The following is a 21,991-nucleotide window of genomic DNA, read 5'->3' as shown; positions in this document are numbered from 1 at the left end:
ATTCCCCGGGCCTGTCGTCGGCTTTGTTGCGGGAATGACAGCGGCTTCATTCCGCCGCAATACTGCCGTAGCAGTAGAACGGACATACGCGGACAAAAGTCATGTCATGTCCGCTGTCGTCCCGCATTTTGAGATCTCCGACACAGGAGCGGCGGCGTTGATACGATTCCGGCGGGCCGCGACTGGCGCGCACGGATGGAATCGACCATCGGGAAGCGGCCCCGTGCCGAATCACGTCAAGTCGCCGAGCGCCTGGGCCCCCCGAACCTCCTTCCAGGAGACCGTCATGGCCCAGCAGCCCCACACGGCCGCCACCCCCTCCGCCAACACGGCGTTCCGATCGGCCCTCGACGTCGTCCGCGAGGTCGAACCGCGGATCGCCGCCGCCATCGGCCAGGAGATCGACGACCAGCGCGCCTCGCTCAAGCTCATCGCCAGCGAGAACTACGCCTCCCCGGCCGTCCTGCTCGCGATGGGCAACTGGCTCAGCGACAAGTACGCCGAGGGCACGGTCGGCCGGCGTTTCTACGCGGGCTGCCGCAACGTCGACACCGTCGAGAGCATCGCCGCCGAGCACGCCCGCGCCCTGTTCGGCGCCGAGCACGCCTACGTCCAGCCGCACTCGGGCATCGACGCCAACCTGACCGCGTTCTGGGCCGTCCTCTCCCAGCGGGTGGAGAGCCCCGCCCTCCGGCGGGCCCAGGTCCGCAACGTCAACGACCTCACCGAGCAGGACTGGGCCCTGCTGCGCCAGGAGCTCGGCAACCAGCGGATGCTCGGCATGTCCCTGGACACCGGCGGTCACCTCACCCACGGCTTCCGTCCCAACATCTCCGGCAAGATGTTCGACCAGCGCAGCTACGGCACCGACCCGGTCACCGGCCTGATCGACTACGACGCGCTGCGCGCCACCGCCCGCGAGTTCCGCCCGCTGATCCTGGTGGCGGGCTACTCCGCCTACCCGCGGCTGGTCAACTTCCGCGTGATGCGCGAGATCGCGGACGAGGTCGGCGCGACCCTGATGGTCGACATGGCGCACTTCGCCGGCCTGGTCGCGGGCAAGGTGCTCACCGGCGACCACGACCCGGTCCCGCACGCCCAGATCGTCACCACCACCACCCACAAGTCGCTGCGGGGCCCGCGCGGCGGCATGGTGCTCTGCACCGCCGAGCTGGCCGAGCACGTCGACCGCGGCTGCCCGCTGGTCCTCGGCGGCCCGCTCTCGCACGTCATGGCGGCCAAGGCGGTCGCGTTCGCCGAGGCCCGCCGCCCGGAGTTCCGGACCTACGCCCGCCAGGTCGTCGACAACGCCCAGGCCCTCGCCGAGGGCCTGCTGCGGCGCGGCGGCACGCTGGTCACCGGTGGCACCGACAACCACCTCGTCCTCGCCGACGTCTCCGGCCACGGCCTGACGGGCCGCCAGGCCGAGGCGGCGCTCCTCGACTCCGGCATCGTCACCAACCGCAACTCCGTCCCGCAGGACCCGAACGGCGCGTGGTACACCTCCGGCGTCCGGATCGGCACGCCCGCGCTCACCACGCGCGGCCTGGGTGTCGCCGAGATGGACGAGATCGCCGCCCTGATCGACACCGTGCTGCGGTCGACCACCCCGGCCACCACCGCCGCGGGCGCCCCCTCCAAGGCCCAGTACGTCCTGGACCCCGCCGTCGCCGACGGCATCGCCAAGCGCGCCGCCGACCTCCTCGCCGGCTTCCCGCTCTACCCGGGCGTCGACCTGGCGTAGTCGCCCCCGCGGGGTGCGGGGGCGACCCCCGCACCCCGCCGCCGCACCCCGCCCCTGGCGCCGTGGGCGGAGATCATCTCCGTGATGATGACAATCGGACACCTGGACGGCAGTATGGATGAACGCTCCTCCGCCCCCCGAACATCTCCGATCAGGTCCTTCCACAGAATCGCCGGGCGGCGAAATACTTTGCTCCGGGCTCTCTCCAACTCCGTTCGGTGACCGGTAGATTGCAGCGAGCTCGGGTACCGGGGCTACCGTTTGCGGCAGGTTGAGCCGCGTTCGCGCGCCCGGTCCGCCGTCCGTCCCGGGCGGTGAACCGGCGGAGACCCGTCACCGACCGGCAGCAGCGCGCCCGGAGACGGGGAGCGCGGCCGACGGTCGGTCGTACCGTGTAAGGAGCCACCTCGTGACCGACACCGCACTCGGCACCGAGCAGCACCCGCTCACCGAGCCCGCCGTGCTCGACGACGTCCCCGGCTGGTTCTGGGACCATGACCGTCATCTCTTCGAGTGGTTCCTCGGCCGGCAGGAAGCCGCAGGTCTCACCGGCGACCTGCTGGAAATGGGCGCCTACCTGGGGCGCAGCGCGATCGTGATCGGCTCCCACCTGCAACCCGGCGAGACGTTCACGGTCTGTGACCTCTTCGATTCGGACGCCCCGGACGTCGAGAACGCCGCCGAGATGGACATGTCCTACCGGCGGTCGCTCACCCGGACCGCGTTCGAGACCAACTACCTGTCCTTCCACGACAGGCTGCCGGAGATCGTCCAGGCGTCCACCTCCGTGCTGGCCGGCGGCCGCCTCCCGGCCGGCACCTTCCGCTTCGTCCACATCGACGCCTCGCACCTCTACGAGCACGCGGCCTCCGACCTCGACGTGGCCCGCACGGCGCTGGCCCCGCACGGGGTGGTGGCCGTCGACGACTACCGCTCGGCGCACACCCCCGGCGTCGCGGCCGCCACCTGGGAGGCCCTGTTCAACCACGGCCTCAAGCCGATCGTGCTCACCGACAGCAAGTTCTACGGCACCTGGGGCGACCCGGAGCCCGCCCGGCTCGACCTGCTCGCCCGGCGCGGCACCCTCCCGCACTGCGCCATCACCAGCGAGGCGCTCGCCGGGCACCGGCTGGTGCGGATAGGCGGCAGCGCGGAGGGCGCCGCCCCGTCCCCGGTCTCGCGCCACCACGCCCGACTCACCGTCGAGGCCGAACGCCGCGAGGCCGAACGGGCCGCGCACCAGGCCCTCCACGAGGCGGAACTGGAGCGCCGGGCGGCCGTGCTGGACCTGACCGAACGCCGGGCCCTCGCCGCCGAACGCCGCCGCCCGGCCAACGTGGCCAAGCGCGTCGCGGGCGACCTCCTCCCGCCGGTCGTCACCTCCGCCATCCGCCGCGCCCGCCGCGGCTGACCGCCGCACTCCGCCGCAGGACCACACCGACGAACCCGGCGCCCCCCGCACAACGGAGCGCGAAAGCGCCGGCCGGAAAGAATCCCGGCCGGCGCTTTCGCGCGGCACACGGGGGCCCGCGGCGCCCGGTGCCTCAGGCCCGGGAGGGCTGGGCCGTTCGGTGCGGCGGTTCGGCTTCGGTTCCCCCGGTCCCGCCGGCCTCCGCCTCGGCGGCGAGTTCGCGCTTCACGGCGTCGAGGGAGGGGTTGGCCCAGGCGCTGCGGACGCCCCAGGCGTAGAAGGTCAGGCCGATCGCGGCGACGACCAGGAGGTCCCAGCCCCCGGGGAGGTAGCCCTCGCCGCCGAACTCGGTGGAGCCGGCCCACGAGACGCCGGCCATCACGAACAGGTAGGCGATCATCCAGGCGCCGGCCTTGAGGTGCGGCTTCAGCTCGGAGAACGGCTTGCGCAGCTCGTACCAGGCCCAGATCGGCAGGCCGGCGGCCATCAGCAGGATGACCTTGCCGGTCAGCGGCCAGCGGGCCCAGTAGAGCACCAGCGAGCCGAAGACCATGGCGACCGGGGCGATCACGGGCATGGCGCGCAGCCGGACGGGGCGGGGCAGCTCGGGGGCCAGGCGGCGCAGCGCCATCACCGCGACCGGGCCGGTGACGTAGGAGATCACGGTGGCCACCGAGACGATCTCGGCGAGCGAGCCCCAGCCGCGGAAGACCGCGAGGAAGGCGAAGGCGACCACGAGGTTGAGCACCAGCGCCGGGCGGGGGATGCCGGTCCTGCGGTCCACCCGCCCGAACAGGGACGGCAGGTGGCCGTTCTCCTGGACGCCGTGGATCATCCGCGAGGTGGTGGCGGCGTAGATCATGCCGGTGCCGCTGGGGGAGACGAAGGCGTCCGCGTACAGCAGCAGCGCGAGCCAGTTGAGGCCCCAGGCGATGGCCAGGTCGGCCAGCGGCGAGGTGTAGCCGAGGTTGCTCCAGCCGTTCGCCAGGTCCGCCGACGGGATGGCGCCGAGGAAGGCGATCTGCAGGGCGACGTAGATGACCAGGGCGATCAGGATCGAGCCGATCACGGCCTTGGGCAGCGACTTGCCGGGGTTGCGGGCCTCGCCGGCGAGGTTGAGCGGGGACTGGAAGCCGTTGAACGCCCAGACGATGCCGGAGACGGCCACCGCCGTGAACACGGCGCTCCAGCCGTTCGGCGCGAAGCCGCCGTGGTCGGTGAAGTGCGCGGTGTCGAAGTGGGCGAGCAGGAGCGCACCGGCGGTGAGTGTCGGGACGACGACCTTGAAGACGGTGATCGCCGTGTTGGTCTTGGCGAACAGCGTGATGGCGAACCAGTTCAGGGCGAAGTAGCCGACCAGCAGGACGCTCGCGAGCGCCACACCGCTGAGGGAGAGTTCCTTCCCGTCGTACAGGTCCTTCGCCCAGCCGAAGTCCCAGGAGCTCATGTACTGCACCGAAGCGGTCGCCTCGCCGGGTATGACCGAGACGATGGCGATCCAGTTCGCCCAGGCGGCCAGGTAGCCGGCCAGCGAGCCGTGCGAGTACTGCCCGTACCGCACCATTCCGCCGGCCTTGGGGAACATCGACCCGAGCTCGCTGTAGGTGAGGGCGATGGTCAGCGCGACGGCGGCTCCGATCACCCACGCGACGATCGACGCCGGCCCGGCCAGCCGGGCGGCCCGCTCGGCGCCGAACAGCCAGCCCGAGCCGATGATCGACCCCAGCCCGACGGCTGTGAGGCTGATGGTGCCGAGCGAGCGGCGGTAGTTCTGATGGGATGCCGTCGTCGACTCGCGCTCACTCAACGTATCGGTCCTCTGTCTCATCTGCTCATCGGGTATACGCACAAACGGACAGCAGCTTATGGGGCGAAATCGGACCAAACCTCAGATCGGCCTCAGATTTACCGCAAATCGTCCGATCGTTGCCGTCCCGTGTCCGGTCGTCGGACATTCGGCGGGGGTCGCACCGGGCTTCCGGCGGGGGTCCCGGCGGGACGGGCAGCCGGAAATCCGGGCCGGAAACGTGGGCCGGAAGTCCGGGCCGTAAACGCACCCGGAAAAAAGAAATTCCCCCGGGGAACTCTTTCGAGTTCCCCGGGGGAATTCACGGTGTCCGAGGGGGGACTTGAACCCCCACGCCCGATAAAGGGCACTAGCACCTCAAGCTAGCGCGTCTGCCATTCCGCCACCCGGACAGGGTGTGTGCTTCGGGGGCTTTCTCGGCGCCCCCTCGGCGACAGAGAGAACATTACCAGGCTCCCGGAGTGCTTCTCACCTGCGTTTCCCCGGTGGGGATGGGCGGGGTGACGGGGACGGGTCGCGGATGTGCGCGAAGCGGTGGTTCGAGGGCGGTAAACGGTCGGTTCAGGGGTGGCGAACGGTCGGAAGCGGGCTGGAGCGATCCGACACGGGCAAGTTGTCGACGGTGCCCCGGTCCCGGGGGCGGCTCTCCTAGCCTCTGTGGATCGAGGGCGCCATGAGCGGAACGCCTGATTCCCGGGGTCGCGGACGAAGGGCGGCTGGACGTGGAGCAGACCAGCGAGGAAGAGACAGGGGCCGGGCCGGAGGTGGAGACCGCGGCGGCCGATGCCGGGAGCGGGCCGGCCTGCGCGGCCGGGACGGTCCGGGACACCGGCGCGGTGCTCGCCACCGCGATCCTGGAGGCCGGAGCGGTCCTCGCCGCCGTGGCGCAGGCGGGAGCGGCCACGGCGGCGCGGGCCGGGGCGGCGGCGAAGGCCCGGGCCCAGGACGGGCCCGCCGAGGGGGTGTGGCGGTTCACCGTGCCGGCCGAGCAGGCCTCGGTGCCGCGGACCCGGCACGCGGTGCGGGACCGGCTGCTGGCCCAGGGCATGGCGGAGATCCGCTACCAGGAGCTGGTGGACGACGTCCTGCTGATCGTCTCCGAGCTGGTCGGCAACGCGGTGACGCACGCCGCGGAACTGTCACCGGAGGTCACCACCGAACTGGCCGTCCAGGACGGCTGGGTGCGGGTCTCCGTCGAGGACGGCGACCCGTACCGGCCGAAGGCGCTGGAGACCGACACCGGCCGGACCGGCGGGCGCGGCCTGCTGCTGGTGAAGAGCATCACGCTGCAGGCCGGCGGGGTGTGCGACGTCGAGCAGGCGGGGGAGGGCGGCAAGGTGATCTGGGCCTCGCTGCCGCTCCCCCGGAGGGACCCGGAGCGCTGAGGCGGGCCGGGCGTCCGTCCTACCAGTCGTTCCCGGCGATCTCCCGGATCCCCGGCAGCGCGGCCTCGAAGACGGTCCGGAACCACACCGAGAACGGCCGGTCCGCCTCCAGCTCGCGCAGCTCCGCGGCGGTGACGAAGGCGTAGTCGTCCACCTCGTCGGGGTTCGGCCGGACCGGCTCGGTGACCAGGCCGACGAACAGGTGGTTCCACTCGCGCTCGATCAGCCCGGACGCCTCGTCCGGCAGGTCGTAGCGGACCGTGCCCGCCTCGCAGAGCAGTGCCGGGGCGACCCCCAGCTCCTCCGCGGTCCGCCGGGCGGCGGCCACGAACGGCGGCTCGTCGGGGTACGGGTGGCCGCAGCAGGTGTTCGACCAGACGCCGGGGGAGTGGTACTTGCCGAGGGCCCGGCGCTGGAGCAGCAGCCGGCCCTGGCGGTCGAAGAGGAACACCGAGAACGCGCGGTGCAGCCGTCCCGGCTCCTGGTGGGCCCAGAGCTTCTCGGCGGTGCCGATGGTCACGCCTTCGTCGTCGACCAGCTCCAGCAGGATCTCGGCGGGGGCACCGACGGCCTCCGCGCCGGTCGCCACGTCGGTCTCCACATCGAGACCGGTGTCGAGGCCGGTGTCGAGACCGGTCCCGATCTCCGTGGTGTCCGAGGCGAAGCGCGTCGGATCGGTCGGCAGACTCTGGGGCATGAGGCCTCTTTCGGAAGCTTCGGGAGCAATGGGAGCAACCACGGCACCGGTGGCGTCGCGGTCAAGTCTGCCGTACGGGTGGCACTCCCAAGGGGGTCCCACGCACAACCGGCCGGATCAGGACCGCCCCCGACCCGTTCCGGGCCGCCTGAGGGCATGGGAATAGCAGAGTCGTTCGGAACCTGTTCGACTCTCGTTCGATCAGGTGGCCCGGCCGTACGGGAACGCGCACCTGGGCGTCACCCCTTCTTCACCGCGTCCCGCGCGGCACCCGCGCACCGTGCCGCACAGCCCCCCGGCCGCGTTCGGGCTGGTCGTCGCGGTCGCCTACCATCACATAGGACACGGCGGCCGCACCTCGGCGGCCCCGGGCGCGCCACCCGAAGGGGCCGGCCCCGCCGTCCCGCGGACCGGTAACCGGCGCGGCAGCGCACAGCACGACGGATCAGGAGAACCGCATGATCGGCCTCGTTCTGGCAGCCGGCGCCGGCCGCCGGCTGCGCCCGTACACCGACACCCTGCCGAAGGCACTGGTTCCGGTCGACGGGGAGCGGACCGTCCTGGACCTCACCCTCGGGAACTTCGCCGAGATCGGCCTGCGCGACGCCGCGATCGTCGTCGGCTACCGCAAGGAGGCGGTCCTCGACCGCAAGGCGGACCTGGAGCGGAAGTACGGCGTCAGGCTCACCCTGGTCGAGAACGACAAGGCCGAGGAGTGGAACAACGCCTACTCGCTCTGGTGCGCCCGCGACCTCTTCGCCGAGGGCCTGCTGCTCGCCAACGGCGACACCGTCCACCCGGTCTCGGTGCAGCGCACCATGCTGGAGGGCAACGAGCGGCTGACCGCCGAGGGCCGCGCCCCGGGCATCCTGCTCGCCCTCGACACGGTGAAGAAGCTCGCCGACGAGGAGATGAAGGTCGTCGTCGACCCGGCCACCGGCGTGCGCCGGATCACCAAGCTGATGGACCCGGCCGAGGCCACCGGTGAGTACATCGGCGTCACCGTCATCAACCCGGCCGCCGCCGCCGACCTCACCGACGCGCTGCGCGCCACCTACGAGCGCGACCCGCAGCTCTACTACGAGGACGGCTACCAGGAGATGGTCGACCGCGGCCTGCGGATCGACGTCCAGCCGATCGGCGACGTGTCCTGGGTCGAGGTCGACAACCACGACGACCTGGCCAAGGCGCGGGAGATCGCGTGCCAGTACTGACCCGGCTGGTGCCGTCGCCGGTCTTCGTCGAGATCCGCCCGGGTGCGCTCGGTGCGCTCGGCGGCATCCTCGCCGACCAGCGCCTCTCCGCCTCGGGCCGGATCGCGGTGGCGATCAGCAACGGCTCGGGCACGGTGCTGCGCACCCGGCTGGAGCCGGCGCTGCCCGGTGCCGACTGGTACCACGTCGACGACGGCAGCATCGACAGTGCGGTGCGGCTGGCGGACGCGATGCGCGGCGGTCACTACGACACCATCGTGGCCCTGGGCGGTGGCAAGATCATCGACGCCGCCAAGTACGCCGCGGCCCGGGTCGGCCTGCCGCTGGTCTCGGTCCCCACCAACCTGGCCCACGACGGCATCTGCTCGCCCGTCTCCACCCTCGACAACGACGCCGGGCGGGGCTCCTACGGGGTGCCCAGCCCGATCGGCATCGTGATCGACCTGGACGTGATCCGGGACGCCCCGCCACGGTTCGTCGCGGCCGGCATCGGCGACGTCGTCTCCAACATCTCGGCCTGCGCCGACTGGGAGCTGTCGCACGTCGAGACCGGTGAGCCGGTCGACGGACTGGCCGTCGCGATGGCCCGCTCGGCCGGTGAGAACCTGCTGCGGCACCCAGGAAACCTCCAGGATCAGGACCTCCTCACCGCGCTGGCCGAGGCACTGGTACTGTCCGGCATCGCGATGAACATCGCCGGCAGTACCCGGCCCTCGTCGGGCGCCTGCCACGAGATCTCGCATGCCCTGGACGTGCTGTATCCCAAGCGGTCCGCCCAGCACGGCGAGCAGGTCGGCCTCGGCGCCGCCTTCGCCAGCTTCCTGCGGGGCGAGCGCGAGCTGACCGGTCTGATCGTGGAGCGCCTGGCGCACCACGGACTGCCGGTGACCGCCGCTCAGATCGGCTTCACCGAGGCGGAGTTCACCGAAGCGGTGCACTACGCTCCGAACACCCGCCCGGGCCGCTTCACCATCCTTGAGCACCTCGACCTCTCCCCTTCCGCAATCAGGGACGCGTACGCCGACTATGTCCAAGCCGTCAACAGCTGACCGCTCCGCCGCCGGGTCCACGCCGCCGCCGGTGGACCTGACCCGCCGCCCCTCGATCGAGGAGCTGCGCGCGGTGATCCACCCGGAGGGCATGCTCCAGCGCCGCAGCGCGGAGCACTGGGCCGGCCGGCTCTACATGCGGAGCATCTCGCTGCGGATCACCCGCGTGCTCTCCACCGTGACGGCGATCACGCCCAACGGGCTGACCTACCTGATGATGCTCACGGGCGTCCTCGCCGGTGCCGCGCTGGTCCTCCCGGGGCTGGCCGGCGCGGTGCTGGCCGCCGTGCTCATCCAGGTCTACCTGCTGCTGGACTGCGTGGACGGCGAGGTGGCCCGCTGGCGCCGGCAGACCTCGCTCACCGGCGTCTACCTGGACCGGGTCGGCCACTACATGTCCGAGGCCGCCCTGCTGACGGGCCTCGGCCTGCGCGGCACCGACCTGCTGCACCGGGAGGGCCCGGCCTCGCACTGGGAGTGGGCGTTCCTCGGCACGCTGGCGGCGCTCGGCGCGATCCTGATCAAGTCGGAGACCGACCTGGTCGACGTGGCCCGGGCCCGCAGCGGCCTGACGGCGGTCGAGGACAGCGCCGCGGTGCCGCGCTCGTCCGGTGTCGCCAAGGCCCGCCGGGCCGCCTCCCTCCTGAAGTTCCACCGGCTGGTGGGCGCGGTCGAGGCCTCGCTGTTCATCCTCGCCGCGGGTGTCGCGGACGCCGTCCACGGCGGGCTCTTCTTCACCCGGCTCGCGGTCGTCGTGCTGGCCTCGATCGCCATGCTGCAGACCGTGCTGCACCTGCTCAGCATCGTCCTGTCGAACAGGCTCCGGTGAGCGCCGTGAACGTGGACCGGGACACCCCGAACACCCGCGACGTCCAGGGCGCCCCGGAGGGCCCCGGCGCGAGCGCCGCGGACGCCTTCCGGCTCGGTGCGGTCATCATCACCATGGGCAACCGCCCGGCCGAACTGAACGCCCTGATCGAGTCGGTCCGCGCCCAGCAGGGCCCGGCCGTCGAGCTGGCCGTGGTCGCCAACGGCGCCCCGCTGCCCCCGCTCCCCGCGGGCGTGCGCTCCGTCGAGCTGCCGGAGAACCTCGGCATCCCGGGCGGCCGCAACGTCGGCATCGAGCTCTTCGGCCGCAACGGCCGGGACGTCGACGCGGTGCTGTTCCTGGACGACGACGGCCGGCTGCCCGGCACCGACTCGGCCCGCCTGCTGCGCGAGGCCTTCACCGGTGACCCGGAGCTCGGCATCGTGAGCTTCCGGATCGCCGACCCGGACACCGGCGTCACCCAGCGCCGGCACGTGCCCCGGCTGCGCGCCAGCGACCCGCTGCGCTCGTCCCGGGTGACCACCTTCCTGGGCGGTGCCAGCGCGGTGCGCTGCGCGGTCTTCGACAAGGCGGGCCAGCTGCCCGCCGAGTTCTTCTACGCCCACGAGGAGACCGACCTCGCCTGGCGTGCGGTGGACGCCGGCTGGGCCATCGACTACCGGGCCGACGTGGTGCTGCACCACCCCACCACCTCGCCCGCGCGGCACGCCTCCTACTTCCACAACGTGGCCCGGAACAGGGTTTGGCTCGCGAGACGGAACCTTCCGGGCCTGTTGGTGCCTCTCTATCTGGGAACCTGGTTCCTGCTGACCGTGGCCCGCCGCCCCTCCCCCGAGGCGCTGAAGGCCTGGCTCGGCGGGTTCCGGGCGGGCTGGCGCGAACCCTGCGGTACGCGGCGGCCCATGCGATGGCGTACCGTTTGGCGACTGACCAGGCTGGGCCGACCCCCGGTCATCTGATCTGTCCGATGACCGTACGGTAGACGGATCGGATGGTCGTACAGCTGTACGGCAGGCCGATCGCCGCGGCCGGTGTCACGCACCGGCCGGACTCCCCCCGAGATCCGAGTGGATCCCCCTCGGCGGAAGGCCGGCGGACCCCCCGCCGACCGGCTCGCCCCGACCCGATCCCGCGCGAAGGACGAATGTGTCGACAGTGAGTGAACCCGTCAGCCTCTCAGCCCCTAGGGGGGCGGACACGGGCCTGACCCCCAAGCAGCTGGCGGACAAGTACGGCCTGACGGTCAGCGGCAGACGGCCCGGCCTGTTCGCGTACTCCAAGCAGCTCTGGGCCCGGCGCCACTTCATCTGGGCCTTCGCCACCGCGCGTCTGGTGGCCCAGTACACCGACGCCAAGCTCGGGCAGGTCTGGCAGGTCGTGACGCCGCTGCTCAACTGCGCGGTGTTCTACCTGGTGTTCGGCGAGATCCTGGCCAACAAGGACGACAACCCGTACTACGTGCCGTGGCTCTGCATCGGCGTCTTCATCTTCCAGTTCACGCAGAACGCGGTGCAGTCCGGCACCCGGGCGATCGCGGACAACCTCGGGCTGATCCGGGCGCTGCACTTCCCGCGCGCCTCGATGCCCATCTCGTTCACCCTGATCCAGCTCCAGCAGCTGATGATCTCGATGGTCGTGCTGTTCGTCGTGGTGCTGGCGAGCGGCGTCTCGCCCGGCCGCACCTGGGTGCTGGTGATCCCCGCCCTGCTGCTGCAGTCGATGTTCAACACCGGTGTCGCCCTGATCTTCGCCCGGATCGGCGCCAGGACCAGCGACATCTCCCAGCTGATCCCGTTCGCGATGCGCGCCTGGCTGTTCCTGTCCGGCGTCATGTACAGCATCCAGGACAAGATCAAGGAATGGCCGCCGTTCTGGCAGACGGTGATGGAGATCAACCCCGCCTCCGTCTACATCGACCTGGTCCGCCACGCGCTGGCGCCGGTCATCTACAACAAGCACGAAGCGGTGTTCCTGGAGTTCCCGCCGCACCAGTGGAAGTACGGCATCGCCTGGGGTGTCGGCATGCTGGTCATCGGATACGTCTTCTTCTGGAAGGCCGAGGAGGAGTACGGCCGTGGCTGACACCGACCTGCGCAAGAGCGCGCCGGGCAAGGGCGCACTGGGCAAGAACGACCTGCCCAAGACCCGTCCGATCTTCGACGCCGACGTGGCCCGCGAGCCCACCGTCGTCGTCGACGACGTCCACATCGTCTACCGGGTGCACGGCGCCGGTTCCGGCAAGGGCAGCGCGACGTCCGCGCTGAGCCGGATCATCAGCCGCAAGCGCTCCGCCGGCGTGCGCGAGGTGCACGCCGTGCGCGGCATCAGCTTCACCGCGTACAAGGGCGAGGCGATCGGCCTGATCGGCTCCAACGGCTCCGGCAAGTCCACCATGCTGGCGGCCATCGCGGGCCTGCTGCCGACCGAGCACGGCGGCATCTACACCAACGGCCAGCCCTCGCTGCTCGGCGTGAACGCGGCCCTGATGAACGAGCTCACCGGTGAGCGCAACGTCGTCCTCGGCTGCCTGGCGATGGGCATGTCGCCGGCCGACGTGAAGAGCCGCTACCAGGAGATCGTCGACTTCTCGGGCATCAACGAGAAGGGCGACTTCATCTCGCTGCCGATGCGCACCTACTCCTCCGGCATGGGCGCCCGGCTCCGGTTCGCGATCGCCGCGGCCAAGACCCACGACGTGCTGCTGATCGACGAGGCGCTGGCCACCGGTGACCAGGCCTTCCAGGCGCGCAGCAAGAAGCGGATCAAGGAGCTGCGCGACGCCGCGGGCACGGTCTTCCTGGTCAGCCACGACAACGCCTCGATCCGCGAGACCTGCGAGCGGACCATCTGGATCGAGCACGGCGAGCTGGTCATGGACGGGCCGACCGAGCTGGTCGTCGGCTGCTACGAGCGGGGCGAGCGCCCGTAGCACCGCACACCCGACCGTGAGGGAGGGCCGGCCGCCGGAGGTGATCCGGGGGCCGGCCCTCCTGCCGTTCGTGCGCCCCGGATCCGCCCGTCGTGCCCCGGGTGGCCCGCCGCCGCCCGGGTGAGCGCCCCGTGCGCCGGGCGAGGCGCTCTTCTCCGGCGCGGCCGATGGTGTCAGGCTGTAGGCGCGGGGGTGGTGTGCCGGACGTGACTCCCGTGGTCGGACGCGTGTCCGACTCGGGCCGATCAGCGGAGCGGTGTAGAACGGGGGAGTGACAGCAGTGTCGGCTTCGGCCCAGCCCAGTAGTGAGTCCCGCCCCGGTGGCGCCCCGGCGGAGAGCCCCGTGGGGGCGACCCTGGACAAGGCGGGCGCGGAGAACTTCCCGGTCGCCCCGTTCTTCCTGCCCGCCGCGTGGCGCGACGACCTGATGGCCGTCTACGGATTCGCCCGGCTGGTGGACGACGCCGGCGACGGCGACCTCGCCGACCCGGCCGGCACCGCCGCACTGCTCGGGGTGGCCGGACCGCCCGCCGCCGTGACCCGTTCGGCGCAGCCCGGTCCGGCCGAGACCGCGTTCCGGCTGGCCCTCCTGGACGGGCTGGAACACGACCTCGACCGGGCGTTCGAGAGCGCCCTGCACCCCCGGACCGCCGAGGCCCCGCGGCACCCCCTGATGCGCTCCCTCGTCCCGCTGCTGGACCGGCACGGGCTGACCCCGGAGCCGTTCCGCCGGCTGATCGAGGCCAACCGGGTCGACCAGACCACCGCCCGGTACGCCCGCTACGAGGACCTGATCGAGTACTGCACACTCTCCGCCGACCCGGTGGGCCGCATGGTGCTCGCCCTCGCCGACGTCGCCACCCCCGAACGGATCGCGCTCTCCGACGCCGTCTGCAGCGGCCTCCAGATCGTCGAGCACATCCAGGACGTCGCCGAGGACCTCGCCCGCGGGCGGATCTACCTGCCGGCCGAGGACCTCGCCCGGTTCGGCGTGACCGAGGCCGACCTCGCCGCGCCGACCGCCGGCGGCCCGGTCCGCGAGCTGATCGCCTTCGAGGCGGAGCGGGCCCGGACCCTGCTCGACCGGGGCGCGCCCCTGGTGGGTACGGTTCGGGGGAGGCTTCGACTGCTCCTGGCGGGATTCACCGCCGGCGGCTACGCGGCCCTGGCGGCCGTCGAGGCCGCCGGGTACGACGTACTCGCCCAGCAGGCGAAGCCTGACAAGCGCCGCCTCGCAGTGAAGGCGGCGGCCATCTTCGCGAAGGGAAGGTGAACGCCCGCGTGGCGGCATCACCACTGGCGTCGGCGCCGGTCATGGCGGCGTACCGGTACTGCGAGGCAGTGACCGGGCTGCAGGCCCGCAACTTCAGCTACGGGATCCGGCTCCTGCCGGAGCCGAAACGGCTGGCCATGTCGGCCCTCTACGCGCTGGCGCGCCGGGTGGACGACATCGGCGACGGCGACCTCCCGGCCGACCGCAAGGCCGAGGCCCTGCTGCGCACCCGCGAGCTGCTGGACGAGGTCCGGGCCGGCTCGGTGGCGGAGGACGACACCGACCCGATCAAGGTGGCCCTGGCGGACACCGCGCGGCGCTTCCCGATCCCGCTCGGCGGCTTCGACGAGCTGATCGACGGGGTCGAGATGGACCTCAAGGGCGCCGAGTACCAGACGTACGAGGAGCTCAAGGTCTACTGCCGGTGCGTGGCCGGGGCGATCGGCCGGCTCTCGCTCGGCGTCTACGGCTGCGACGACCCCGAGCGCGGGGCCCGCTACGCGGACACCCTCGGCCTGGCGCTCCAGCTCACCAACATCCTCCGTGACCTGCGCGAGGACGCCCTGAACGGCCGGACCTACCTGCCCGCCGAGGACCTGGTCCGGTTCGGCTGCCAGGAGGGCTTCGCCCTGTCCCGGCCGCCGGTCGGTGCCGACTTCACCGGCCTGATCGCCTTCGAGGCCGCCCGGGCCCAGGCCGCCTTCGAGGAGGGCCTGCGGCTGCTGCCGATGCTCGACCGCCGCAGCCGGGCGTGCACGGCCGCGATGGCGGGCATCTACCACCGGCTGCTCGGCCGGATCGCGGCGGACCCGGAGTCCGTCCTGCGCGGCCGGGTCTCGCTGCCGGGCTGGGAGAAGGCGTACGTCGCGCTTTCCGGGCTCGCCGGGGGGCGTTCTTGATTCTTGCCACAGTTCTGTCACGCTGTGTCAGCGGGGAATCACTTATGGGTAGAGCCGTGTTGACCGCTGTGTTGGGCACGACCGTACTGATCACGGGCGCACCGGCCACGAACGGGCCGCGCGTCGGACACGAGGGGGAGGGCCGATGACCGGGCGAGCCGATGCCGCGCGCCCGGCAGCCGTGGTGGTCGGCGGCGGTCTGGCCGGCATCACCGTGGCGTTGCGGCTGGCCGAGGCCGGCCACCGGGTCACCCTGGCCGAGGGCCGCCCCCGGCTCGGCGGCCTGGCCTTCTCCTTCCAGCGCGGCGAGCTGACCGTCGACAACGGCCAGCACGTCTACCTGCGCTGCTGCACCGCCTACCGGGGCCTGCTGGACCGGCTCGGCGCCGGCCGGCTGGTCCACCTCCAGGACCGGCTCGACGTCCCCGTGCTGGGCGTCTCCGGGCCCGCCGACGCCCCGGTCCGCACGCTCGGCCGGCTCGGCCGCGCCGCCCTGCCCGTCCCGCTGCACCTGGCCGGCAGCCTGGCCCGGTACCCGCACCTGGGCCCGCTCGACCGGGCCCGGGTGGTCCGCGGCGCGCTCGCGCTCCAGCGGCTGGACCTCGCCGACCCGGCGCTCGACGCCGTCTCCTTCGGTGACTGGCTGCGCAGCCAGGGGCAGAACGAGCGGACCCTGGCCGCCCTCTGGGACCTGGTCGGCGTCGCCACCCTGAACGCGCGGGCCGACCAGGTGTCGCTGGCCCTGGCCGCGATGGTGTTCAAGACCGGGCTGCTGTCCGACCCGGGCGCCTCCGACATCGGCACGGCCACCGTCCCGCTCGGCACGATCCACCACGACCGGGCGCTCGCCGAACTGGAGCGGGCCGGGGTGAAGGTCCTGCTGCGCGCCCGCGTGGCGGAGCTCAAGCCGGCCGCGCCGCAGCACGCCGTCCGGCTGGAGGGCGACGGCGAGCCGCTCGCCGCCGACACCGTGGTGCTGGCCGGCGCCCAGGACACGGCCGCCGCCCTGCTGCCGCCCGACGCGATCCCCGGACAGTCCCGGCTGGCGGAGTTCGGCACCGCGCCGATCCTCAACGTGCACGTGGTCTACGACCGCAAGGTGCTGCGCAAGCCGTTCTTCGCCGCACTCGGCTCGCCGGTCCAGTGGGTCTTCGACCGCACCGCGCACTCCGGTCTGGCCGGCACCGAACTCGGCCGGGCCCACCCCGGCGCCCAGTACCTGGCGCTCTCGCAGTCCGCCGTGCAGGACGAGATCGACCTGCCGGTCGCGGAGCTGCGCGACCGGTACCTCCCCGAGCTGGCCCGGCTGCTCCCCGCCGCGGGCGGGGCCGAGGTGCTGGACTTCTTCGTCACCCGCGAGCGCACCGCCACCTTCGACCCGGCTCCCGGGACGGCGGCGCTGCGCCCCGGTCCGCGCACCGGGGTCCCCGGCCTGCTGCTGGCCGGCGCGTGGACGGCCACCGGCTGGCCCGCGACCATGGAGGGCGCCGTGCGCAGCGGCCATGCCGCCGCCGACGCCGTGCTCGCCGCCGACGGCCACCGCCTTCCGGCGGACCGCGGCGACGGGAGGTGGCCCAGGTGACCCGGGGCCCGCTCGGCGGCGACCCCGGCGACCCCGCCAGACCCGGCGGTCACGCCCAAGGTTCCGGCGGCCCCACCGGTCCGACCGGCCGCATCGACATCGCCAGCGCCCGGCCGTCCCACGCGGCCCGGCACCACCAGGGAGAGGGAACGCACGTGGAGTCACGCACCGGCACTGCCGTCGGAGGCACGGCGCACGCCGAACCGGTCTCGGTGCCGGAGCTGCTCGCCCGCAGCCGCACGCTCTGTACCCCGCCGCTGCGGGCCGCCGTCGCCCGTCTGGCGGCGCCGATGGACACCGTCGCGGCGTACCACTTCGGCTGGATCGACCGGGACGGCACGCCGGCCGCGGGGGACGGCGGCAAGGCCGTCCGCCCCGCCCTGGCACTGCTCTCCGCCCGGGCCACGGGGGCTCCGGCGGAGACCGGTGTGCCGGGCGGTGTCGCTGTTGAACTGGTGCACAACTTCTCCCTGCTCCATGATGATCTGATGGACGGTGACGAGACCAGACGCCACCGGGCCACCGCCTGGACGGTCTTCGGTCCGGCCCAGGCGATCCTGGTCGGTGACGCTCTGGCCACGCTCGGTACGGAGGTGCTGCTCGACGCCGCGACCGCGGGCGGCGCGAGCCCCGCCGATGCCGCGCGCGCCGTCCGGCTGCTCACCACCGCGACCCGTCGGCTCATCGACGGGCAGGCGATGGACGTCGCCTTCGAGCAGCGGGACAGCGTCACCGTCGCCGAGTGCCTGGAGATGGAGGGCGGCAAGACCGCCGCCCTGCTCGCCGCCGCCTCGGCGATCGGCGCCGTCCTGGCCGGCGCCGACGACCGGGTCTCGGACGCCCTCCAGCGGTACGGCCACCACCTGGGCCTGGCCTTCCAGGCGGTGGACGACGTGCTCGGCATCTGGGGTGCCACCGAGGTGACCGGCAAGCCGCACTGGGGCGACCTGCGCCAGCGCAAGAAGTCCCTGCCGGTCGCCGCCGCGCTCGCCGAGGGCGGCGCCGCCTCGCGCGAACTGGCCGAGCAGCTCGCCGACCCCAAGGGGCGCGGCGAGGAGAGCGAGGCCGAGCTGGCCGCCCGTGCCGCGCTGATCGAGCAGGCCGGCGGGCGGGACTGGACCCGGGAGGAGGCCCGCCGCCAGCACACGACTGCCCTCGCCGCCCTGGACGAGGTGCCCATGCCCGACGGGGTGCGCGAGCACTTCGTCGCACTCGCCGAATTCGTGGTGGTACGAGAGAGGTGACGTTACGTTGACAGCAACCGCGGACGGCCGGCTCGACCCTGAGTACGATTCCGAGCCGGTCGCGGTGGGGGGCCTCCCCCCGGCGCTGCTGAGCGCCGGGCGGCGGCAGCCCGAGGGGTCCGCGCCGGCCCGCCAGGCCGGCCGGACCGAACAACAACAGGAACAGCCCGCCTCCGCCGAGGAGGCCCTGGCCCGCGCCACCACCCACCTGCTCTCCCTACAGAGCTCCGAGGGGTGGTGGAAAGGCGACCTGGAGACCAACGTCACCATGGACGCGGAGGACTTACTGCTCCGGCAGTTCCTCGGCATCCGGACGGAGGAGCAGACCAAGGCCACCGCCGAGTGGATCCGCTCCCAGCAACGGGAGGACGGCACCTGGTCCACCTTCCACGGCGGGCCCGCCGAGATCTCCACCACCGTCGAGGCCTACGTCGCCCTCAAACTGGCCGGCGACGACCCCAACGCACCGCACATGCTGGCCGCCGCCCGCTGGATCCGCTCCGCCGGAGGCATCGCCGGGGCCCGGGTCTTCACCCGGATCTGGCTGGCGCTCTTCGGCTGGTGGCCGTGGGAGCGGCTGCCCGAGATGCCGCCGGAGATCATCTTCCTGCCGAAGTGGCTCCCGCTGAACATCTACGCCTTCGGGTGCTGGGCACGGCAGACCATCGTCCCGCTGACCGTGGTCTCCGCGCACCGGCCGGTGCGTCCGGCCCCCTTCCCGCTCACCGAGCTGCACACCGACCCGGACGACCCGTACCCGGTCAGGCCGCTCGCCCGAGCCACCACCTGGGACGGCGTCTTCGAACGCCTGGACAAGGTGCTGCACGCCTACCACCGCCGGGCCCTGCGCCCACTGCGCAAGCTCGCCGTCGCCCAGGCCTGCCGCTGGATCGTCGAGCGCCAGGAGGCCGACGGCTGCTGGGGCGGCATCCAGCCGCCGGCCGTCTACTCGCTGATCGCCCTGCACCTGGAGGGCTACGAACTGGACCACCCGGTGATGCGGGCCGGACTCTCCTCCTTCGACCGGTTCACCGTCCACACCGAGGACGGCCGGCGCTGGCTGGAGGCCTGCCAGTCGCCGGTCTGGGACACCTGCCTGGCGACCGTCGCGCTGGCCGACGCGGGTCTGCCGCCCGACCACCCCGCGCTGGTCTCCGCCGTCGACTGGATGATCGGCGAGGAGATCACCAGGCGCGGTGACTGGTCGGTCCAGCGGCCCTCGCTGGCCCCCGGCGGCTGGGCCTTCGAGTTCGAGAACGACACCTACCCGGACATCGACGACACCGCGGAGGTGGTGCTCGCGCTCTGCCGGGTCGCCCACCCCGACCCGGCCAAGGTCGGCGGCTCGATCGACCGGGGCGTCCGGTGGAACCTCGGCATGCAGTCCAAGAACGGCGCCTGGGGCGCGTTCGACGTCGACAACACCAGCACCCTGCCGAACAAGCTGCCGTTCTGCGACTTCGGCGAGGTGGTCGACCCGCCGTCCGCGGACGTCACCGCACACGTGGTGGAGATGCTCGCCGAGGTCGGCAAGGCCCGGGACCCGCGCACCCGGCGCGGCGTCGAGTGGCTGCTGCGCAACCAGGAGGCCGACGGCTCCTGGTTCGGCCGCTGGGGCACCAACTACATCTACGGGACCGGCTCGGTGCTGCCCGCGCTGGTCGCCGCCGGTGTGCCCGCCGAGCACCCGGCGATCCGCCGGGCCGTCCGCTGGCTGGAGGACCGGCAGAACACCGACGGCGGCTGGGGCGAGGACATGCGCTCCTACGAGGACCCGGCGCGCTGGGCCGGGCGCGGCGACTCCACCGCCTCGCAGACCGCCTGGGCGCTGATGGCGCTGCTCGCGGCCGGCGAGGGACCGGACGGCCACGCCAACCCGGCCGTCGAACGCGGGGTCGACTGGCTGGTCCGCACCCAGTTGCCCGAGGGGACCTGGGACGAACCGCAGTTCACCGGCACCGGCTTCCCGTGGGACTTCTCCATCAACTACCACCTGTACCGGCTGGTCTTCCCGGTCACCGCGTTGGGCCGCTACCTGCACGGCAGCCCCGCCACCGGCCGGTTCGCCCCCGGTACCCCGACGATCGGGGCGTCCCGGTGAAGCCCGCCCCGCTGCTGGTCCTCTGCGCGCTCGGCCCCGAGGTGTGGGCCCTGCGCGGAGGGGACTGGCGAGGCTCGGCCGGCGGCCCGCCGGTCCTGGTCCGCACCGGTGTCGGCCGGCGCCGGGCCTCGCTCACCGTCAGGCGACTGCTCACCGCGGCGCCCGGCGGCTACGGCGCCGTCGTGGTGGCCGGCTTCGGAGCGGCCGTCGCACCCGGGGTGACGCCCGGGGACGTGATCGTCGCGGACGGGGTGCGCGACGCCGAGGGGAACCACTTCGCCGTCGACTCCGGCCCGACACTGACCCGCGCCCTCAGGGAGCGGGGCCTGACCGCCCACACCGGCGTGCACCACACCGCCGACCACGTGGTGCGCGGGCTCGAACGGCGCGCCCTGCACCTTCAGGGAGCACTCGCCGTCGACATGGAGGCGGCCGCGGTACTGGCCGCGCTCCGCGAGCTGCGCCCCGCCCTGCCCGCCGCCGTGCTGCGGGTCGTGGTCGACACCCCCGAGCGCGAGCTGCTGCGCCCGGGCACCCTGCCGGCCGGCGTCCGCGCCTGGCGGACCCTGCGGGCGACGGTGCCCGCGCTGGTCGACTGGCACCACCGGAACCGGCAGGACCGGGACCGACCGTCACCCGGCACCCTCAACCACCCCACACCCTCGACGCTCCCTCAGGAGGCGAGCTAGCCATGGCCATGCCGTTGCGCCAGACCGTGCGGGTCGGCACCTACCTGATGCAACAGAAGCTCAAGCGGCGCGACAAATTCCCGCTGATCGTCGAACTGGAACCGCTCTTCGCCTGCAACCTGGCCTGCGAGGGGTGCGGCAAGATCCAGCATCCGGCAGGTGTGCTGAAGCAGCGGATGCCGGTCGCCCAGGCGGTCGGCGCGGTGCTGGAGTCGGGGGCCCCGATGGTCTCGATCGCCGGCGGCGAGCCGCTGATGCACCCGCAGATCGACGAGATCGTCCGGCAGCTGGTCGAACGCCGGAAGTACGTCTTCCTCTGCACCAACGCGCTGCTGATGCGCAAGAAGCTCGACAAGTTCACGCCCTCGCCGTACTTCACCTTCACCGTGCACATCGACGGCCTGCGGGAACGGCACGACGCCTCGGTGGCCAAGGAGGGCACCTTCGACGAGGCGGTGGAGGCGATCAAGGAGGCCAAGCGGCGCGGCTTCCGCGTCACCACCAACAGCACCTTCTTCAACACCGACACCCCGCAGACCATCATCGACGTGCTCGACTACCTCAACGACGACCTCAAGGTCGACGAGATGATGATCTCCCCGGCCTTCGCCTACGAGAAGGCGCCCGACCAGGAGCACTTCCTCGGCGTCGAGCAGACCCGGGAGCTGTTCCGCAAGACCTTCGCCGGTGGGAACCGGCGGCGCTGGCGCCTCAACCACAGCCCGCTCTTCCTGGACTTCCTGGAGGGCAAGGTCGACTTCGAGTGCACCGCCTGGGGCATTCCGAACTACTCGCTGTTCGGCTGGCAACGGCCCTGCTACCTGATGGCCGACGGGTACGTGCCGACCTACCGCGAACTGATCGAGAAGACCGACTGGGACAAGTACGGCCGCGGCAAGGACGCCCGCTGCGCCAACTGCATGGCGCACTGCGGCTACGAGCCGACCGCCGTCCTCGCCACCATGGGCTCGCTCAAGGAGTCGCTGCGGGCGATGACCGAGACCGTCGGCTCCGGCCGGAGCCGCTGAGCGCACACCGTCGGCGGGCGGCGCGACCGCCGTACCGCCCCGCCCGGCCCGGGCCTCCGCGCCCGGGCCGGGCCACCCCGCCAGGCGGGGTACCACCGCACCGCTCCGAG

The 21,991-nt window shown here is 72.6% G+C and carries 18 protein-coding genes, 1 tRNA gene and 1 riboswitch; of the genes, 16 read left to right on the top strand and 3 right to left on the bottom strand.

Going from position 1 to position 21,991, the window contains the following annotated elements; genetic code table 11:
- Nucleotides 1–168 precede the first annotated feature (168 nt).
- Nucleotides 169–265: riboswitch (ZMP/ZTP riboswitch) on the top strand.
- A 21-nt stretch (nt 266–286) separates the two neighbouring features.
- The gene (locus tag ABZY91_RS08990) at nt 287–1,744 is read left to right on the top strand and encodes a glycine hydroxymethyltransferase (RefSeq protein WP_329880332.1); all 1,458 of its coding nucleotides are present in this window, start codon (nt 287–289) and stop codon (nt 1,742–1,744) included.
- Nucleotides 1,745–2,153: 409 nt separating this feature from the next.
- Nucleotides 2,154–3,155, top strand: a complete 1,002-nt coding sequence (locus tag ABZY91_RS08985; RefSeq protein WP_329948827.1) for a class I SAM-dependent methyltransferase — start codon at nt 2,154–2,156, stop codon at nt 3,153–3,155.
- A 133-nt stretch (nt 3,156–3,288) separates the two neighbouring features.
- On the opposite strand, the gene ABZY91_RS08980 is transcribed toward ABZY91_RS08985, so the two are convergent.
- A complete protein-coding gene (locus tag ABZY91_RS08980) occupies nt 3,289–4,962 on the bottom strand; it encodes an APC family permease (protein WP_329880330.1) in 1,674 nt (557 codons plus the stop codon).
- A 307-nt stretch (nt 4,963–5,269) separates the two neighbouring features.
- Nucleotides 5,270–5,354: transfer RNA gene (locus ABZY91_RS08975), tRNA-Leu, on the bottom strand.
- Nucleotides 5,355–5,924: 570 nt separating this feature from the next.
- On the opposite strand from ABZY91_RS08975, the gene ABZY91_RS08970 reads away from it, so the two are divergent.
- Complete coding sequence (locus ABZY91_RS08970; RefSeq protein WP_355400958.1) at nt 5,925–6,347, top strand: ATP-binding protein; 423 nt, start codon at nt 5,925–5,927, stop codon at nt 6,345–6,347.
- Between the two features lie 19 nt (nt 6,348–6,366).
- On the opposite strand, the gene idi is transcribed toward ABZY91_RS08970, so the two are convergent.
- Nucleotides 6,367–7,044, bottom strand: coding sequence for an isopentenyl-diphosphate Delta-isomerase (gene idi / locus ABZY91_RS08965; RefSeq protein ID WP_355400918.1), 678 nt, complete (start codon nt 7,042–7,044; stop codon nt 6,367–6,369).
- Between the two features lie 458 nt (nt 7,045–7,502).
- Between idi and ABZY91_RS08960 the strand changes: the two genes are divergently transcribed.
- The 13 genes from ABZY91_RS08960 (at nt 7,503) to hpnH (ending at nt 21,881) form a co-directional block, all read left to right on the top strand.
- Nucleotides 7,503–8,258, top strand: coding sequence for a phosphocholine cytidylyltransferase family protein (locus ABZY91_RS08960; protein ID WP_355400916.1), 756 nt, complete (start codon nt 7,503–7,505; stop codon nt 8,256–8,258).
- Complete coding sequence (locus ABZY91_RS08955; RefSeq protein WP_355400914.1) at nt 8,246–9,307, top strand: iron-containing alcohol dehydrogenase family protein; 1,062 nt, start codon at nt 8,246–8,248, stop codon at nt 9,305–9,307. The genes ABZY91_RS08960 and ABZY91_RS08955 overlap by 13 nt, the downstream gene beginning before the upstream one ends.
- A 91-nt stretch (nt 9,308–9,398) precedes the next feature.
- Nucleotides 9,399–10,136, top strand: coding sequence for a CDP-alcohol phosphatidyltransferase family protein (locus ABZY91_RS08950; protein WP_329880646.1), 738 nt, complete (start codon nt 9,399–9,401; stop codon nt 10,134–10,136).
- A gap of 113 nt (nt 10,137–10,249) precedes the next feature.
- Nucleotides 10,250–11,095: a glycosyltransferase gene (locus ABZY91_RS08945; protein WP_329880644.1), complete on the top strand. Its 846-nt coding sequence runs from the start codon at nt 10,250–10,252 to the stop codon at nt 11,093–11,095.
- Between the two features lie 187 nt (nt 11,096–11,282).
- On the top strand, nt 11,283–12,218 hold the full coding sequence (locus ABZY91_RS08940) for an ABC transporter permease (protein ID WP_329880325.1): 936 nt from the start codon (nt 11,283–11,285) through the stop codon (nt 12,216–12,218).
- A 70-nt stretch (nt 12,219–12,288) separates the two neighbouring features.
- Entirely contained in the window at nt 12,289–13,065 is a 777-nt protein-coding gene (locus ABZY91_RS08935; RefSeq protein WP_329880642.1) for an ABC transporter ATP-binding protein, read from the top strand.
- 343 nt (nt 13,066–13,408) lie between these two features.
- A complete protein-coding gene (gene hpnC, locus ABZY91_RS08930) occupies nt 13,409–14,338 on the top strand; it encodes a squalene synthase HpnC (protein ID WP_329880323.1) in 930 nt (309 codons plus the stop codon).
- A 41-nt stretch (nt 14,339–14,379) separates the two neighbouring features.
- A complete protein-coding gene (hpnD, locus tag ABZY91_RS08925; RefSeq protein WP_329880641.1) occupies nt 14,380–15,237 on the top strand; it encodes a presqualene diphosphate synthase HpnD in 858 nt (285 codons plus the stop codon).
- A 145-nt stretch (nt 15,238–15,382) separates the two neighbouring features.
- The gene (hpnE, locus tag ABZY91_RS08920) at nt 15,383–16,819 is read left to right on the top strand and encodes a hydroxysqualene dehydroxylase HpnE (protein WP_355400911.1); all 1,437 of its coding nucleotides are present in this window, start codon (nt 15,383–15,385) and stop codon (nt 16,817–16,819) included.
- 212 nt (nt 16,820–17,031) lie between these two features.
- On the top strand, nt 17,032–18,063 hold the full coding sequence (locus ABZY91_RS08915; protein WP_355400955.1) for a polyprenyl synthetase family protein: 1,032 nt from the start codon (nt 17,032–17,034) through the stop codon (nt 18,061–18,063).
- Between the two features lie 7 nt (nt 18,064–18,070).
- Nucleotides 18,071–20,164, top strand: a complete 2,094-nt coding sequence (gene shc / locus ABZY91_RS08910; protein WP_329880320.1) for a squalene--hopene cyclase — start codon at nt 18,071–18,073, stop codon at nt 20,162–20,164.
- Nucleotides 20,161–20,853, top strand: coding sequence for a 1-hydroxy-2-methyl-2-butenyl 4-diphosphate reductase (locus tag ABZY91_RS08905; RefSeq protein ID WP_355400909.1), 693 nt, complete (start codon nt 20,161–20,163; stop codon nt 20,851–20,853). Before shc ends, ABZY91_RS08905 begins: the two co-directional genes overlap by 4 nt.
- 2 nt (nt 20,854–20,855) lie before the next feature.
- On the top strand, nt 20,856–21,881 hold the full coding sequence (gene hpnH, locus ABZY91_RS08900; protein ID WP_355400907.1) for an adenosyl-hopene transferase HpnH: 1,026 nt from the start codon (nt 20,856–20,858) through the stop codon (nt 21,879–21,881).
- Nucleotides 21,882–21,991 lie beyond the last annotated feature (110 nt).

Origin of the sequence: Kitasatospora sp. NPDC002965 (assembly GCF_040611255.1) — a bacterium.
In the GTDB taxonomy this organism is placed as follows: Bacteria; Actinomycetota; Actinomycetes; order Streptomycetales; family Streptomycetaceae; genus Kitasatospora.
Note: the sequence above shows the minus strand (reverse complement) of the source record. Positions and strands in the feature narration are given on the sequence as shown.